This is a genomic window from Maribacter sp. Asnod1-A12, from assembly GCF_045063735.1.
GTDB lineage: Bacteria > Bacteroidota > Bacteroidia > Flavobacteriales > Flavobacteriaceae > Maribacter.
Map to the genome: position 1 here is coordinate 2,516,431 of NZ_JBEFNZ010000006.1, position 14,622 is coordinate 2,531,052.

Annotated in this window: 19 protein-coding genes and 5 tRNA genes; 22 read left to right on the forward strand and 2 right to left on the reverse strand. The window is 35.0% G+C overall.

All coding sequences use genetic code 11. The features are described from left to right. Window positions 1-7 precede the first annotated feature (7 nt). Complete coding sequence (locus ACJJVP_RS10710; protein WP_405413564.1) at window positions 8-640, reverse strand: NAD(P)H-dependent oxidoreductase; 633 nt, start codon at window positions 638-640, stop codon at window positions 8-10. An 8-nt stretch (window positions 641-648) separates the two neighbouring features. Beyond that, window positions 649-1,095 carry a MarR family winged helix-turn-helix transcriptional regulator gene (locus ACJJVP_RS10715; RefSeq protein WP_405413566.1) on the reverse strand — a complete coding sequence of 149 codons (447 nt, stop codon included), beginning with the start codon at window positions 1,093-1,095 and terminating at the stop codon, window positions 649-651. A gap of 139 nt (window positions 1,096-1,234) precedes the next feature. Between ACJJVP_RS10715 and ACJJVP_RS10720 the strand changes: the two genes are divergently transcribed. The 22 genes from ACJJVP_RS10720 (at window position 1,235) to rplL (ending at window position 14,560) form a co-directional block, all read left to right on the forward strand. Further along, entirely contained in the window at window positions 1,235-1,543 is a 309-nt protein-coding gene (locus ACJJVP_RS10720) for a rhodanese-like domain-containing protein (protein WP_396633720.1), read from the forward strand. A gap of 56 nt (window positions 1,544-1,599) precedes the next feature. Further along, window positions 1,600-2,877: a DUF2851 family protein gene (locus tag ACJJVP_RS10725; protein ID WP_405413569.1), complete on the forward strand. Its 1,278-nt coding sequence runs from the start codon at window positions 1,600-1,602 to the stop codon at window positions 2,875-2,877. A gap of 11 nt (window positions 2,878-2,888) precedes the next feature. Beyond that, window positions 2,889-3,116 carry a PspC domain-containing protein gene (locus tag ACJJVP_RS10730; protein WP_073247339.1) on the forward strand — a complete coding sequence of 76 codons (228 nt, stop codon included), beginning with the start codon at window positions 2,889-2,891 and terminating at the stop codon, window positions 3,114-3,116. Window positions 3,117-3,119: 3 nt separating this feature from the next. Then, complete coding sequence (locus ACJJVP_RS10735; protein ID WP_405413570.1) at window positions 3,120-4,127, forward strand: potassium channel family protein; 1,008 nt, start codon at window positions 3,120-3,122, stop codon at window positions 4,125-4,127. A gap of 86 nt (window positions 4,128-4,213) precedes the next feature. Next, a complete protein-coding gene (locus ACJJVP_RS10740) occupies window positions 4,214-5,902 on the forward strand; it encodes an alanine/glycine:cation symporter family protein (RefSeq protein WP_405413572.1) in 1,689 nt (562 codons plus the stop codon). 8 nt (window positions 5,903-5,910) lie between these two features. Next, entirely contained in the window at window positions 5,911-6,789 is an 879-nt protein-coding gene (locus tag ACJJVP_RS10745) for a ComEA family DNA-binding protein (protein WP_405413574.1), read from the forward strand. 10 nt (window positions 6,790-6,799) lie between these two features. Beyond that, complete coding sequence (locus tag ACJJVP_RS10750; protein WP_405413576.1) at window positions 6,800-7,969, forward strand: acyl-CoA dehydrogenase family protein; 1,170 nt, start codon at window positions 6,800-6,802, stop codon at window positions 7,967-7,969. 100 nt (window positions 7,970-8,069) lie between these two features. Then, complete coding sequence (gene rpsU / locus ACJJVP_RS10755) at window positions 8,070-8,264, forward strand: 30S ribosomal protein S21 (RefSeq protein WP_036155953.1); 195 nt, start codon at window positions 8,070-8,072, stop codon at window positions 8,262-8,264. Between the two features lie 90 nt (window positions 8,265-8,354). Further along, entirely contained in the window at window positions 8,355-9,245 is an 891-nt protein-coding gene (locus ACJJVP_RS10760; RefSeq protein ID WP_405413579.1) for a tyrosine-type recombinase/integrase, read from the forward strand. A 47-nt stretch (window positions 9,246-9,292) separates the two neighbouring features. Continuing rightward, entirely contained in the window at window positions 9,293-9,595 is a 303-nt protein-coding gene (gene hpf / locus ACJJVP_RS10765) for a ribosome hibernation-promoting factor, HPF/YfiA family (RefSeq protein ID WP_036155949.1), read from the forward strand. 103 nt (window positions 9,596-9,698) lie between these two features. Then, a tRNA-Thr gene (locus tag ACJJVP_RS10770) sits at window positions 9,699-9,772 on the forward strand. 27 nt (window positions 9,773-9,799) lie between these two features. Beyond that, window positions 9,800-9,881: transfer RNA gene (locus ACJJVP_RS10775), tRNA-Tyr, on the forward strand. A gap of 47 nt (window positions 9,882-9,928) precedes the next feature. Further along, window positions 9,929-10,001 (forward strand) — tRNA-Gly (locus ACJJVP_RS10780). A gap of 71 nt (window positions 10,002-10,072) precedes the next feature. Then, a tRNA-Thr gene (locus tag ACJJVP_RS10785) sits at window positions 10,073-10,144 on the forward strand. A gap of 55 nt (window positions 10,145-10,199) precedes the next feature. Next, window positions 10,200-11,387 carry an elongation factor Tu gene (gene tuf / locus ACJJVP_RS10790; RefSeq protein WP_036155947.1) on the forward strand — a complete coding sequence of 396 codons (1,188 nt, stop codon included), beginning with the start codon at window positions 10,200-10,202 and terminating at the stop codon, window positions 11,385-11,387. Window positions 11,388-11,487: 100 nt separating this feature from the next. Then, window positions 11,488-11,563: transfer RNA gene (locus ACJJVP_RS10795), tRNA-Trp, on the forward strand. Window positions 11,564-11,618: 55 nt separating this feature from the next. Next, complete coding sequence (secE, locus tag ACJJVP_RS10800) at window positions 11,619-11,807, forward strand: preprotein translocase subunit SecE (protein ID WP_036155945.1); 189 nt, start codon at window positions 11,619-11,621, stop codon at window positions 11,805-11,807. 7 nt (window positions 11,808-11,814) lie between these two features. After that, window positions 11,815-12,366 carry a transcription termination/antitermination protein NusG gene (nusG, locus tag ACJJVP_RS10805; protein ID WP_036155943.1) on the forward strand — a complete coding sequence of 184 codons (552 nt, stop codon included), beginning with the start codon at window positions 11,815-11,817 and terminating at the stop codon, window positions 12,364-12,366. A 78-nt stretch (window positions 12,367-12,444) separates the two neighbouring features. Beyond that, entirely contained in the window at window positions 12,445-12,882 is a 438-nt protein-coding gene (rplK, locus tag ACJJVP_RS10810) for a 50S ribosomal protein L11 (RefSeq protein WP_027067854.1), read from the forward strand. 18 nt (window positions 12,883-12,900) lie between these two features. Beyond that, the gene (gene rplA, locus ACJJVP_RS10815) at window positions 12,901-13,590 is read left to right on the forward strand and encodes a 50S ribosomal protein L1 (protein WP_036155941.1); all 690 of its coding nucleotides are present in this window, start codon (window positions 12,901-12,903) and stop codon (window positions 13,588-13,590) included. A 25-nt stretch (window positions 13,591-13,615) separates the two neighbouring features. Next, on the forward strand, window positions 13,616-14,131 hold the full coding sequence (rplJ, locus tag ACJJVP_RS10820; RefSeq protein ID WP_036155939.1) for a 50S ribosomal protein L10: 516 nt from the start codon (window positions 13,616-13,618) through the stop codon (window positions 14,129-14,131). 51 nt (window positions 14,132-14,182) lie between these two features. Further along, window positions 14,183-14,560, forward strand: a complete 378-nt coding sequence (gene rplL, locus ACJJVP_RS10825; protein ID WP_036155937.1) for a 50S ribosomal protein L7/L12 — start codon at window positions 14,183-14,185, stop codon at window positions 14,558-14,560. Window positions 14,561-14,622: the final 62 nt, after the last annotated feature.

Below are 14,622 nucleotides of genomic sequence, written 5' to 3' on the forward strand. Positions count from 1 at the left end.
GTTTAATTTATATATGTGTAATAATTTGTTCTTTAGAATATCTCACTTTAGGGTAGTTTTGGGTCTCGTCTTCAGAAGATTTATAGCCAACAGCTAAAACTACCGCAGCATTTAAACCTTTATCGTTAAGACCTAAAATTTCGTTGTACTTTGCATTTTCAAAACCTTCCATAGGGCAAGTGTCTATTTCCATTTCTGCCGCTACCGTCATTAAATTACCTAATACAATGTATGCTTGGTTTGATGTCCAAGAGCTTTTTTGGGCATTTGGTAAATCTAATAAAGTTGATTTCATTGTCTGTGAAAAACCTTCAAGATCTTCTTTGGAAAGACCTCTAGTTGCCATAATATTAGCAATATATTCATCTATCATAGTGCTATCAAAAGTAGGTTTGTTGGCTAAAACAATGATGTAAGATGCATCTGTTATTTGAGGTTGGTCATAAGAAGATTTTCTTAGTTGAGTTCTTATGTCCGTATTTTCAATAACGTATATGTGGTAAGGCTGAAGACCATATGATGAAGCTGTTAATCTTGCTGCTTCTAATAATGTATTTAAATTTTCGCTGCTTACTTTTTTCGAGTTATCGAATTTTTTAGTGGCATAGCGCCAGTTTAATTTATCTAGTAATGTGTCCATTATAGTTCTTAAAATTTATTTAATAGTTCATTGAGTTCGTGTAATTCTGTCTCGTCAAAATTTTCAAGCATTCTCTTCTCGGCTTCAAAAAGTATTCCATCAATATTGCTTAGCATTTGTAAGCCACTTTCTGTGATTACAATTTCTACCTTGCGCCTGTTTTTTAGGCAGATAGTTCTATTGACTAAACCTTTTAAGATTAATTTATCTACTAGGCGAGTGGTGTTGCTCATCTTTGTAACCATTCTTTCGTTGATGGTAGAAAGATTAGCTGGTTTGCCATTTTGACCTCTAAGAATTCTTAAAACATTAAATTGTTGAATAGAGACATCAAAAGGTTTAAGTACCGTTGCTATTTCTTCGTCAATTTTATTGGCAACCAAAGCTATATGAATAAGCGTCCGTTTCTCTAACGGCATCTGTTGGTTGGTTTTAATGATTTCCTCTACATTCATGTTGATACAATAATTGTATATACAAATGTATAATTATATTTAGTATTCCAGTTTAGGTGTAGATTAAAAATTTGTTAAATTCGTGTGTAGTATTCTAATAAATAAAAATCGATTATTTTTACTACTTATAATATATACTATGGCAGATTTATCACAACAAGATTGGGAAGAGCAATTAGAGAAAGATTCTAATGCAGTAATACTAGATGTTAGAACAGAAGAAGAAATAGAGGATGGGATTATACCTAATGCAATAAACATTGATATTTATAAAGGACCAGAGTTTGTAGCGGAAATAGAGAAGCTAGATAAAACTAAAAATTATTATGTGTATTGTAGGTCTGGCGCAAGAAGTGGTCAAGCATGTGCAATTATGAATAACTTAGGTTTTGACAAGACATTTAACCTTCAAGGAGGGTTTATGAATTGGGAAGGCGAAACAGCTTAGTTTTATTTCTTTTAAAAAAATGACCCGCTTAACGGCGGGTTTTTTATTTTTATAGAATGAAGGAAGACTTGCTTCATTTTATTTGGAAGTACAAGAAGTACCCCTTAAAGGGACTTGTGACTACGTCTGGCGAAGTAGTACATGTAGTATCTGCAGGTCTGCACAATCATTTGAGTGGTCCAGATTTTTTTAATGCTCAAATAGAATTAAACGGTCAATTATGGGCAGGAAATGTTGAAATTCATATAAAATCATCAGATTGGTATGCACATAATCATCAAGAAGATGATAACTACAATAATGTTATTTTGCATGTGGTATGGGAAGATGATGTAGCTGTTTTTAGAAAGGATGGAACGGAAATACCCACTTTGTCTTTAAAAGAAATCATACCCTTAAAGTTACTGCATACCTATCAAGGACTTTTTAATAGTAAAAATTATAAATTCATTAATTGTGAAAACGAGTTTAAAGATGTTGATGAGTTTTTAAAGAGCAATTGGCTTAATCGTTTATTTGTGGAGCGATTAGAACAGAAATCTGTTTTTATTAATCAACTATTAAAGGAAACAAACAATGACTGGGAGCAAGTGTTGTTTTTAATGCTTTTGAAAACCTTTGGGTCTAAAATCAATAGAGAATCGTTTATTGAGATTGGAAAGTCAATTGATTTTTCAATTATCCGTAAGTTGTATGACAAACCCATACAAATGGAAAGCTTGTTTTTTGGGCAAGCAAATTTATTGGATAGAAAAAATAGCAATGACACCTATTTGGCGGAATTAAAAAAGGAGTATGAATTCTTAAAACACAAGTTCGGTTTAAGCCCTGTTTTTAAGTCTCCAGAGTTTTTTCGTTTAAGGCCATCAAATTTCCCAACTATTAGACTAGCTCAATTGAGCGCCCTATATTCCGAGAATAATAACCTATTTCATTTATTGATAGAAAGTGCTCAGCCTGACTTTTCTGAAATCTTAAATATAGGAACATCTGAATATTGGGAAACCCATTTTAACTTTGGTAAGGTATCGAAAAAAAGTAAAAAAAGAATTTCAACTTCGTTTTTGAATTTACTGCTTATAAATACTATAATTCCTTTAAAGTTTGCTTTTAGTAGGTATAAAGGTGGTTTAGATAATGAGAGGTTTCTAAAAATGATGTCAGAAATTAAAAAGGAAGAAAACAGTATTATAACTAACTTTGGTAAGGTAGGCGAAAGGCTTGAAAACGCTAAGGATTCTCAGGCATACCTTCAGTTATATACTAACTATTGTGTAAAAGACAAATGTTTAGATTGTGCGGTAGGGGCTTCATTAATGAATATAAAAGTCTAATTTTATAGCCCATGAACGTATTTTATAAGTTACTACATTATTTTCAAAAACGGGGGTATGAGGTATGCGGTAGAATCGCGGAAAGATTAGGTATAAGGGCTAGAGTGGTAAGAACATCATTCATTTATCTCACCTTTGTTACCGTAGGCTTTGGGTTTGCACTTTATCTGTTCTTGGCTTTTTGGCTAAGAATAAAAGATTTGATTTATACAAAACGAAATTCGGTTTTTGATCTTTAGCATATGATGAAATTATTTAAGTCTAAAATATATTTAGCATTGACTTTAATGCTGATGGTTTTGGCTTTTGGGGTTTTAGGGTATCGTTTTGTGGCAGACTATTCTTGGGTCGATGCATTTTATATGACCATAATAACGGTAACCACTGTTGGTTTTTCAGAGGTTAGGCCAATGGGTCCCGAAGGAAAAATTTTTACCATAATTCTTATAGTTACAAGTGTATTTATAGTTGGTTTTGCTATTACGATAGTTACCGACTACCTCCTCTCTAGAAATTCTGTAGAACTGCTTAAAAAGAAAAAAATGAAAAATGCTATAGCAAATTTAAATCAGCATGTTATCGTATGTGGTTTTGGTAGAAATGGTATGCAAGCTGCTGAAAGGCTAAAAGCATACAAAAGACCTTTTGTGGTTATAGAGAAAGATAAAGAGGTGATAGAACGTTATGAAGATGACGTTTTATTTATTGAAGGCGATGCCAACGATGATGACATATTGTTAGAGGCGGGTATAGAAAGAGCTCAGTATTTAATAGCTACTTTGCCAGATGATGCCGCCAATCTTTTTGTAGTATTGTCCGCAAGGCAAATGAAAAAAAATCTTTTTATTATCAGTAGGGCCTCTTTGGTTAATTCACAAAAGAAATTATTCTTGGCAGGAGCTAATAAGGTAATTATGCCAGATAAAATAGGTGGAGACCATATGGCATCTCTAGTGGTAATGCCAGATCTTATTACATTTATGGACAAGCTCTCTATAGAAGGTGAACATACTACTAATTTAGAAGAGGTTGCTATAGAGGATTTTGCGGATCAGATTGAATGTAATTCTTTACGGGATTTAGATTTACGAAGAAAAACAGGATGTACCATTATAGGTTATATTTCACCTGATGGTGAGTATACTATAAATCCAGAAGCGGATATGGAATTACAGCCAAAAAGTAAGGTTATAGTATTGGGCAGACCAGAACAAATTAAGAAATTGAACGAAATGTTTAATATAGAATAATCATCTTTCTACCATATATATTTGATTGCATCCATTATTTTTAGGATATTGCTAGACAAACTAACTCAAAAATAAATTCTAAACTTATGAAGTATAAACTTCTAAACCTGTTTACCTTTTTATTTCCCTTTTTAATATTTTCTCAAGAACAAGGATTGGATCAACAAATTGATCAAGCTTTTCAACCTATTTCCGACTTCTTTTCAGCGGTAATTTTCTTTAATGTTTGGCATGATCCAGACATTCCATTTGTATTAGTGCTATTGGTAGGTAGTGCATTATTTTTTACTATCTATTTTGGATTTCCTAACATTAGATTCTTTGGTAAAGCCATTAATACTGTTCGTGGTAAGTATGAGGATATTGAAAAACATGGAGCGCAAAATCTTTATGGTGAAGATGGTATTGCTCAAGGTCAAGATTTAACCAATGTAGATATAGAAGAGCATTTGGTTAATATGGAAAATGACCTCGCTGTAGATGGTGACATTGTAGATACAATTAGAGATGAAAGTTCTGAAGGAGAAGTTAGCCATTTTCAGGCATTGGCAACTGCAGTTTCCGGTACTGTTGGTAACGGTAATATTGCAGGTGTAGCTTTAGCTATTGCTTTGGGTGGACCTGGAGCTACCTTTTGGATGATTGTATGTGGACTTTTAGGTATGTCGTCAAAATTTGTGGAATGCACACTTGGCGTACAATATAGAGATGTAGGTGAAGATGGTACCGTCTACGGCGGGCCAATGTACTATATAAGTAAAGGTCTTAAAGAAAGAGGATTTGAAACTATAGGAAAAGTTGCTGCAGTCATTTTTGCAATATTTTGTATTGGTGGCTCTTTTGGTGGTGGTAATGCAGCTCAGTCAAATCAGGCTACTATTGTAATTAAAGAGCTTTTTGATTGGCAAAGCACAGCTGCTGGGGCAATTGTTGGTCTTGTTTTGGCTATACTTGTAGGAGTTATAATTATTGGAGGTATCAAGCGTATTGCTCAAGTAACTGAAAAAGTAGTTCCATTTATGGCGGTAATGTATATTGTTGCTTGCTTGTATATTATCCTTAGCAACTTTACGCTTGTAGATGATGCTATTTCTTTAATAGTTGCAGAGGCATTTAAGCCTACGGCAATTGGTGTGGGTAGTCTTATTGGTGTGCTGTTGGTTGGTTTTAAAAGAGCGGCATTTTCAAATGAAGCCGGTGCTGGTTCAGCATCTATTGCACATTCTGCGGTAAGAACAAAATATTCAGCTTCTGAGGGCTTGGTAGCTTTGTTAGAACCTTTTATTGATACTGTTGTAATATGTACAATGACGGCTATTGTAATTATTATTTTTAATTTTGGAGGTGCTTTCACCTATGGTGGTGACGGTACAGGGTCTGTATTAATAGATGGTATGGCTTATGAAGGTGCAGGTATAACTGCTGTAGCGTTTGCGGAGTATATTCCTTATTCTGATATATTCTTGACTATAGCGGTAGTATTATTTGCGGTTTCTACCATGATATCTTGGTCTTATTACGGACTACAATCTTGGAAATATTTATTCGGTAGAGGCAAAATAGCTGATATGGTTTATAAATTGTTATTCTGTACGTTTATAGTAATAGGAGCTGCAGCAAGTATGAAATCTATTTGGGCTTTTTCAGATGCAATGATATTTGCGATGGTATTCCCGAATATGGTAGGTCTGTTCTTCTTGTTTCCAGTTGTGAAAAAGCAATTAAACAGATATTTAGATGCGATCAAACTAAAGTATGACGCTATAGAAGATTAAGAATTATCATGAATTCATTTAAATCCCACTTTAAGTTCAATAAACAAGAACGAAGTGGGATTTTCTTTTTGCTGTTTTTTCTGATTAGTTTACAATGTGGTTATTATCTGTACAAAGCAAAGACAATAGGTCAATCTACGCCCCTACAAATTGATAGTGTGCTTCAATCTGAAATTGATTCTTTGAAAATTGTGGCGTTAGGAAAAGATACTGTTCGCATATTTCCTTTTAATCCAAATTTTATTACTGATTTTAAAGGATATACATTAGGTATGTCTGTTGCAGAAATAGATAGGTTGCATGAATTTAGAAGTAAGGAAAGTTTTATGAACTCAGCTAAAGAATTTCAAAATGTAACAAAAGTTTCAGATTCATTACTAAATACCATTTCTCCATTTTTTAAATTTCCTGAATGGACTCAAAATAGAAAAACGAAATCTACATTCAAATCAAACACATTTACTCAAAATAATAAGGTAAAGAAAATAGTGTGGAAAGATTTGAATACTGCAACGGCAGAAGACTTGAGGCAAGTAAGTGGAATAGGAGAAAAATTGTCTGCTAGAATAATTAAGTTTAGAGATCGTCTCGGCGGATTTTTAGTTGAGGAACAGTTACAAGATGTATATGGTCTAGAGGCAGATGTAGTTGAAAGGGCTTTAAAGGAGTTTAAGGTAGTTACGAAGCCTGATATTTTAAAAATAAATGTAAATACTGCGACTGCTGAAGAATTGTCTAAATTGATATATCTGCAAAAACACGTCGCTAAGAGCATTGTAAATTATCGTAATCTCAACGGAAGTATCAATTCTTTGAACGAATTAGTAAAAATTGAGGAATTTCCGTCAGAGCGTATTAATAGAATTGCTTTATATTTGTCATTATAAAAAAAACGCTATGCAAAGTATGTACTTCACAGAAGAACATCAGTTATTTAGGAACAGCCTAAAAGATTTTTTACAGAAAGAAGTGGTCCCTCATATAGATAAATGGGAAGAAACAGGAACTATAGAAAGGTTCATTTGGAAGAAATTTGGAGATATGGGCTATTTTGGTCTGGCAACGCCTGAAGAAGATGGTGGTTTGGGTCTTGATCTTTTCTATACTATTATTTTGTTAGAAGAGTTGCAAAAGATAAATTCTGGAGGATTTGCGGCGGCTATTTGGGCGCATGCGTATTTGGCAATGACCCATTTGAATAAGGAAGCAGATTCTTTTTTAAAGGAAAAGTATTTGCGACCAAGTGTAAATGGTGATAAAATTGGCTGTCTTTGTATTTCAGAGCCTTTTGGCGGTAGCGATGTTGCTGCAATGAGGACCAGTGCTGTAAAGCAAGGTGATCATTATATATTAAATGGTTCCAAAACTTTTATCACAAATGGGGTATATGCCGATTACATGATCGTGGCGGCAAAAACAAGTCCTGAGCTGGGTAATAAGGGAATTAGCATTTTTGCTGTTGATAGAAATAGTGAAGGGGTTACAGCTAACAAATTAAATAAATTAGGTTGGCGAGCGTCTGATACTGCAGAATTGGCTTTCGACAATGTTAAGATTCCTGTAGAAAACCTAATGGGTGAAGAAAACATGGGCTTTTCATATATAATGGAGCATTTCTCTTTAGAAAGATTGATAATGGGGGTTAATGCGCATGCGAGAGCAGAGCATGTTTTAGACTACGCTTTAAACTATATGTCAGAAAGGGAAGCTTTTGGTAGGTCTATAAATAAATTTCAGGCACTTAGACATCGTGTAGTTGATTTGCATGCGGATATAGATATGTGTAAAGAGTATAATTATTCCGTAGCGTATCGTTTAGATAAAGGACAGTATGTTGTTAAAGAGGCGACCATATCTAAATTAAAATCTACAAAAGTCTCTGATGAAGTAGCTTATGAATGTTTGCAGTTTTTAGGAGGTTACGGATATATTGAAGATTACCCAATGGCACGTAACTTTAGAGATAGTAGGCTAGGGCCAATAGGCGGTGGTACATCAGAAATATTGCGAGAAATTATTTCTAAAATCATTATTGATAAGAAAGAATACAAACCAGCTACGGTATAGTTGGTCAAATTAAATTTTTAAATATTAGTTTAAAGGTTGTTGGTTTAAATATAGTTACTATATTTGCAGCCTTAATCACAAAAGAGAGGAGGTTTAGCCCATGTTAATAATACCAGTAAAAGAAGGAGAAAACATCGATAGAGCTTTAAAGCGTTTCAAGCGTAAGTTCGATAAGACAGGTACAATGAGACAGTTACGTAAGCGTCAACAGTTCAATAAGCCGTCAGTAGTTCGTAGAGCACAGATACAAAAAGCAGAATATATTCAAGGTCTAAGAGATCAGGAAGAAGTTTAGACTTTGTCGTATAAGATATAAAATCCCGCAATTTGCGGGATTTTTTTTGCTCAAATTTTACCAAACTCAAAACTTTAATACCTTTAGGTAATGTTTTTAAGTGAATTTATTTCTTACCTCTCTTTGGAGAAAAATTATTCTAAACATACGATTAAGGCGTATGAGAATGATTTGCTTGAATTTGGTGATTTTTGCTTATCAAGTTATGAAATCCATGATATTGATATTATAGAATATAATATTGTTCGGTTTTGGATAGTTGAACTGTCTGAAAGTAAAATCAATAATAGGTCGATCAATAGGAAAATAGCATCGCTAAAAGCTTATTTTAAGTTTCTTCAAAAAATAGAAGTGACAGATGTTAATCCTTTGAACAGGCATAAGGCATTAAAGACCGCTAAGAAAGTTGAGATTCCTTTTTCTGAATTAGAGATGGAGAAGGTGTTATCGCAAATAGAGTATAAAGAAGATTTTGAGGGTAAAAGAGATGAGTTATTAATACATGTATTGTATGTGACAGGTATGCGTAGGGCAGAGGTTATTGCTCTAAAAGTATTAGATGTTAATTTTGAAGCAATGACAATTAAGGTCTTGGGTAAACGTAATAAGGAGAGAATTATACCTATGCTTTTAGAGACCAAAGAGAAATTTATAGATTATTTAAAGGGGCGTGAAAGCTTAAGTGATGTGGTTGACGAAGAAACCATGTTCTTAACGAAGTCAGGCAATAAATTGTATGAAACACTTGTTTATAGGTTAATAAAAAAGTACTTTAGAGAGGTTTCTTCAAAGGTGAAGACGAGTCCGCATATTCTAAGGCATACCTTTGCTACGCATCTTTTAAATAAAGGCGCGGATTTAAATGCTGTTAAAGAGTTGTTAGGTCATTCTAGTTTGGCTTCTACTCAGGTTTACACACATAATAGCATTGCAGAGTTGAAAAAAGTTCATGCAAAAGCTCATCCTAGGGGAAACAAATAATTATTGTTAAATCAGGCTAAATTCTTAAAGCCATAAATTTTCTGACTATGAAAGTAAATACGCAATCGGTAAATTTTAATGCAGACGATAAGTTGATTAATTTCCTTCAAAATAGACTTGACAAAGTGGAAACCTTTTATTCTAAGGTAATTAGCTCAGATGTTTATATGAAAGTGGAGAACACAAGTGCCAAAGAGAATAAAATAGTAGAGATTAAAATTTCTGTTCCTAAAGATAAATTTGTGGTAAAAAAACAATGTAAATCATTTGAAGAGGCTGTAGACTCTGCTTGTAGTTCGCTGGAACGTAGGCTGATAAAGCAAAAAGAAAAAATAAGATTACATGCTTGATAAAAATTTTTCAAAATTTGTTTTGAATAAACAAAAAATACTATACATTTGCAGTCCGTTAGAAATAGCGGGCTTTTTTATGACAGAAAAAGTCGTGAAATAAGCCGATGTAGCTCAGCTGGCTAGAGCAGCTGATTTGTAATCAGCAGGTCGTGGGTTCGAGTCCCTCCATCGGCTCTTAAGTTCTTTAAAATATTAGTTTGAGGGGAGATACTCAAGCGGCCAACGAGGGCAGACTGTAAATCTGCTGACTACGTCTTCGCAGGTTCGAATCCTGCTCTCCCCACTAAACTATTTTCTAAGGAATTTTATTGAAATATTGTAATATTATAAGCGGGAGTAGCTCAGTTGGTAGAGCGTCAGCCTTCCAAGCTGAATGTCGCCGGTTCGAACCCGGTCTCCCGCTCTATAAATTTGACAGTAATGTCATCCCTGCGAAGGCAGGAATCTATCTTTTGGGTGGGTTCAACACTTTACGCCGGTGTAGCTCAGGGGTAGAGCGTTTCCTTGGTAAGGAAGAGGTCACGAGTTCAATTCTCGTCATTGGCTCAATTAAGGTATAAATTTGTACACTAATATAAACTAAGAATAAAATACATTAAACATGGCAAAGGAAACTTTCGATCGTTCCAAACCGCACTTAAATATAGGTACTATTGGACACGTGGATCACGGTAAAACTACATTGACTGCTGCTATTACTACTGTTTTGGCAAATGCAGGTCTTTCTGAATTGAGAAGTTTCGATTCTATCGATAACGCTCCTGAGGAAAAAGAAAGAGGTATTACAATTAACACTTCACACGTAGAGTATTCTACAGCTAACCGTCACTATGCGCACGTTGACTGTCCTGGTCACGCGGATTATGTAAAGAACATGGTTACTGGTGCTGCTCAAATGGACGGTGCTATATTAGTTGTTGCTGCTACAGATGGTCCTATGCCACAAACACGTGAGCATATCTTATTGGGTCGTCAGGTTGGTATTCCAAGAATCGTTGTATTCATGAACAAAGTGGATATGGTTGATGATGAGGAGTTGATCGAGCTTGTTGAAATGGAAGTAAGAGAATTGCTTTCTTTCTATGAGTATGATGGTGATAATGGACCTGTAATCGCTGGTTCTGCATTAGGTGCATTGAACGGTGAGCAAAAGTGGGTTGATACTGTAATGGAGTTGATGGCTGCTGTTGATGATTGGATCGAGCTTCCTAAAAGAGATGTTGATAAGGATTTCTTAATGCCTGTTGAAGATGTATTTACTATTACTGGTCGTGGTACTGTTGCAACTGGTCGTATAGAAACTGGTATTGCTAACACTGGTGATCCTGTTGAGATTATTGGTATGGGTGCTGAGAAATTGAACTCTACTATTACTGGGGTTGAAATGTTCCGTAAGATATTAGATAGAGGTGAGGCTGGTGATAACGTAGGTATCTTGTTAAGAGGTGTTGAAAAATCTCAAATTAGCCGTGGAATGGTAATCTGTAAGCCAGGTTCTGTTAAGCCACATGCTAAATTTGAAGCTGAGGTTTACGTATTGAAAAAAGAAGAAGGTGGTCGTCATACGCCATTCCATAATAACTATCGTCCTCAGTTCTACGTAAGAACAACGGATGTAACAGGTAACATTGCACTTCCTTCAGGAGTTGAAATGGTTATGCCTGGTGATAACTTAACAATTACAGTTGAATTGATTCAGCCAATCGCATTGAGCGTAGGTCTTCGTTTCGCTATCCGTGAAGGTGGTAGAACAGTAGGTGCTGGTCAAGTAACTAAGATTATAGATTAATTTTAATCTAAAATAAGTATTGTGTATAAGGGTGTCCTGCTCAAGCGGGACACCTTTACATGCAAATAATAGAATACGTGATTTAATTATCGCTATTCATACGGGTGTAGCTCAGTTGGTAGAGCACTGGTCTCCAAAACCAGGTGTCGGGAGTTCGAGTCTCTCCTCCCGTGCCACAATAGAATTTGGAATATAGGTATCCTATTTGTTGAAATTGTAAAAAGCATTTAAATGTTCACATATATAAAAGAATCCGTTGAAGAGTTGAGGAATAATGTTACTCTTCCATCACGTGCAGAATCATCTAACTTGATGGTTATTGTAGCTGTGTTTTCTATCCTTTTTGCTTTGGCAACTTGGGGAGTGGATACGGTCTTTAGTAAAGTGATTAAATCTTATTTCAACTTCGTATTAAACTAATAGGACTATGTCAGAAGTATTGGATAAAAAGTGGTACGTTGTAAGAGCTGTTAGTGGTCAAGAGAATAAAATCAAAGGATACATTGAGAGTGAAGTAGAGCGTCATGGTTTCTCTGACTATTTAGAAGATGTTCTTGTTCCTACCGAAAAAGTTGTTCAGATCAGAAACGGAAAGAAAATAAACAAAGAAAGAGTTTATTTTCCTGGTTATATCATGATTAAAGCAAACCTTGGTGGTGAAATGGTTCATATTATAAGGTCTATTACGAATGTAATAGGTTTCTTAGGTGAAACTAAAGGGGGGGATCCTGTTCCTTTAAGAAAGAATGAAGTGAACAGAATGCTTGGTAAAGTAGATGAGCTAGCTGTAAATACAGATAGCGTTGCAATTCCATTTGTATTTGGTGAAACGGTAAAAGTAATTGATGGTCCTTTCAATGGCTTCAATGGTACTGTTGAGAAAATAAATGAGGAAAAACGTAAGCTTGAGGTTATGGTTAAGATTTTCGGAAGAAAAACACCATTAGAGTTAAGTTACATGCAGGTAGAGAAAGTATAAGTATTAGAATAAGTGTTACATACATATAATTAAAGTAGTGTTGCTTCCGTAAACACACTTTCAATTTAATTTTAAACAATGGCAAAAGAAATAGGTAAAGTAGTTAAACTACAAGTTAAGGGAGGTGCAGCGAATCCATCGCCACCGGTTGGACCTGCCTTAGGAGCTGCTGGTGTTAACATAATGGAATTCTGTAAGCAGTTTAATGCTCGTACGCAGGATAAACCAGGTAAGATATTACCAGTTGTTATCACCGTTTACAAGGATAAGTCTTTCGACTTCGTTGTAAAAACTCCACCGGCGGCAATTCAGCTATTGGAAGCGGCTAAGATTAAAAAAGGATCTGGCGAACCTAACAGAGTAAAATTAGGTAGTGTTACCTGGGACCAAATCAAGGCAATAGCCGAAGATAAAATGGTTGACCTTAATGCATTTACGGTAGAATCTGCTATGAGTATGATAGCTGGTACTGCGCGTTCTATGGGTATGAAGGTAGCAGGAAAAAAACCTTTTTAAAATCTTAAAAGTAATTAAATGGCAAAGTTAACTAAGAAGCAAAAGGAAGCGCACTCCAAAATAGAGAAAGATAAATTATACTCTGTTACGGAAGCTTCAGCTTTAATTAAAGAGATAACCAATACAAAATTCGATGCATCTGTAGATTTAGCTGTTCGTTTGGGTGTGGATCCAAGAAAAGCAAATCAAATGGTTCGTGGTGTGGTAACATTACCTCATGGAACTGGTAAAGATGTTAAGGTTTTGGCTTTGGTAACACCAGACAAAGAAGCAGAGGCTCAAGAAGCAGGTGCAGACTATGTTGGTTTAGATGAGTATTTGGAGAAAATTAAAAGCGGTTGGACAGATGTTGATGTAATCATCACTATGCCAAGTGTAATGGGTAAATTAGGACCTTTAGGTCGTGTATTAGGACCAAGAGGTTTAATGCCTAATCCAAAAACTGGAACTGTTACTATGGATGTAGCGAAAGCTGTATCTGAGGTTAAGGCAGGTAAAATAGATTTTAAAGTTGATAAAACCGGTATCGTACACGCTGCGATAGGTAAGGCTTCTTTTACTGCTGATAAATTGGCAGATAATGCTAAGGAGTTGTTGGATACTTTGAATAAGATGAAGCCAACTGCGGCAAAGGGTGTTTATATGAAATCAATTTTCATGTCTAGCACAATGAGTCCTAGTTTGCAATTAGATCCAAAGTCAGTTTAACAACTGGTAGTTAAAAATTAATAGTATGACAAGAGAAGAAAAAGCAACGGTTATAAAAGATTTGACTACGCAGTTGGCAGATAGCAGCACTATATATGTAGCTGATATCTCAGGTTTAGATGCAGGAACAACTTCTGATTTAAGAAGAGCTTGTTTTAAAGCTGATATTAGACTAGCTGTAGTTAAAAATACATTGCTTGCAAAGGCAATGGAAGCTTCTGATAAAGAATTTGGTGAATTACCGGAAATATTAAAAGGGAATACTTCTCTTATGTTTTCTGAGGTTGCCAATGCTCCGGCAAAATTAATAAAGAATTTCAGAAAGAAATCTGATAAGCCTTTATTGAAAGGAGCTTTTGTAGAAGAAGCAATTTACATAGGTGATGAAAACTTGGATGCTTTAGTTAGCATTAAGTCTAAGGAAGAAATGATTGGAGAAATCATTGGATTATTACAATCTCCAGCTAAGAATGTTATTTCTGGACTTAAATCTGGTGGTGGAAAAATCGCTGGTATCCTTAAAACATTATCTGAAAGATAAGTACGCACAATAAACTAAGTATATTTTAAAAATTTTATTAAACGATAGAAAATGGCAGATTTAAAAGATTTCGCAGAACAATTAGTTAACTTAACAGTTAAAGAAGTAAACGAGTTAGCTGATATATTAAAAGATGAGTACGGTATTGAGCCTGCAGCAGCAGCAGTAGCAGTAGCTGCCGGTGGTGGTGGTGAAGCTGGTGAAGCAGCAGAGGAAAAAACTGAATTCGATGTAATATTGAAAGCAGCAGGTGCTTCTAAATTAGCAGTAGTTAAATTGGTTAAGGAATTAACTGGTTTAGGTTTGAAAGATGCGAAAGATATCGTTGATAGCGCGCCAAAAGCTGTTAAAGAAGCAGTTACTAAAGATGAGGCTGAAGGTATCAAAAAATCATTGGAAGAAGCTGGAGCAGAAGTTGAGCTTAAATAATAGCAACAACCATATTACTTTTGGTTTAGGTCTTTGCGCTTTTTGCGTTTAGACCTAAGCCA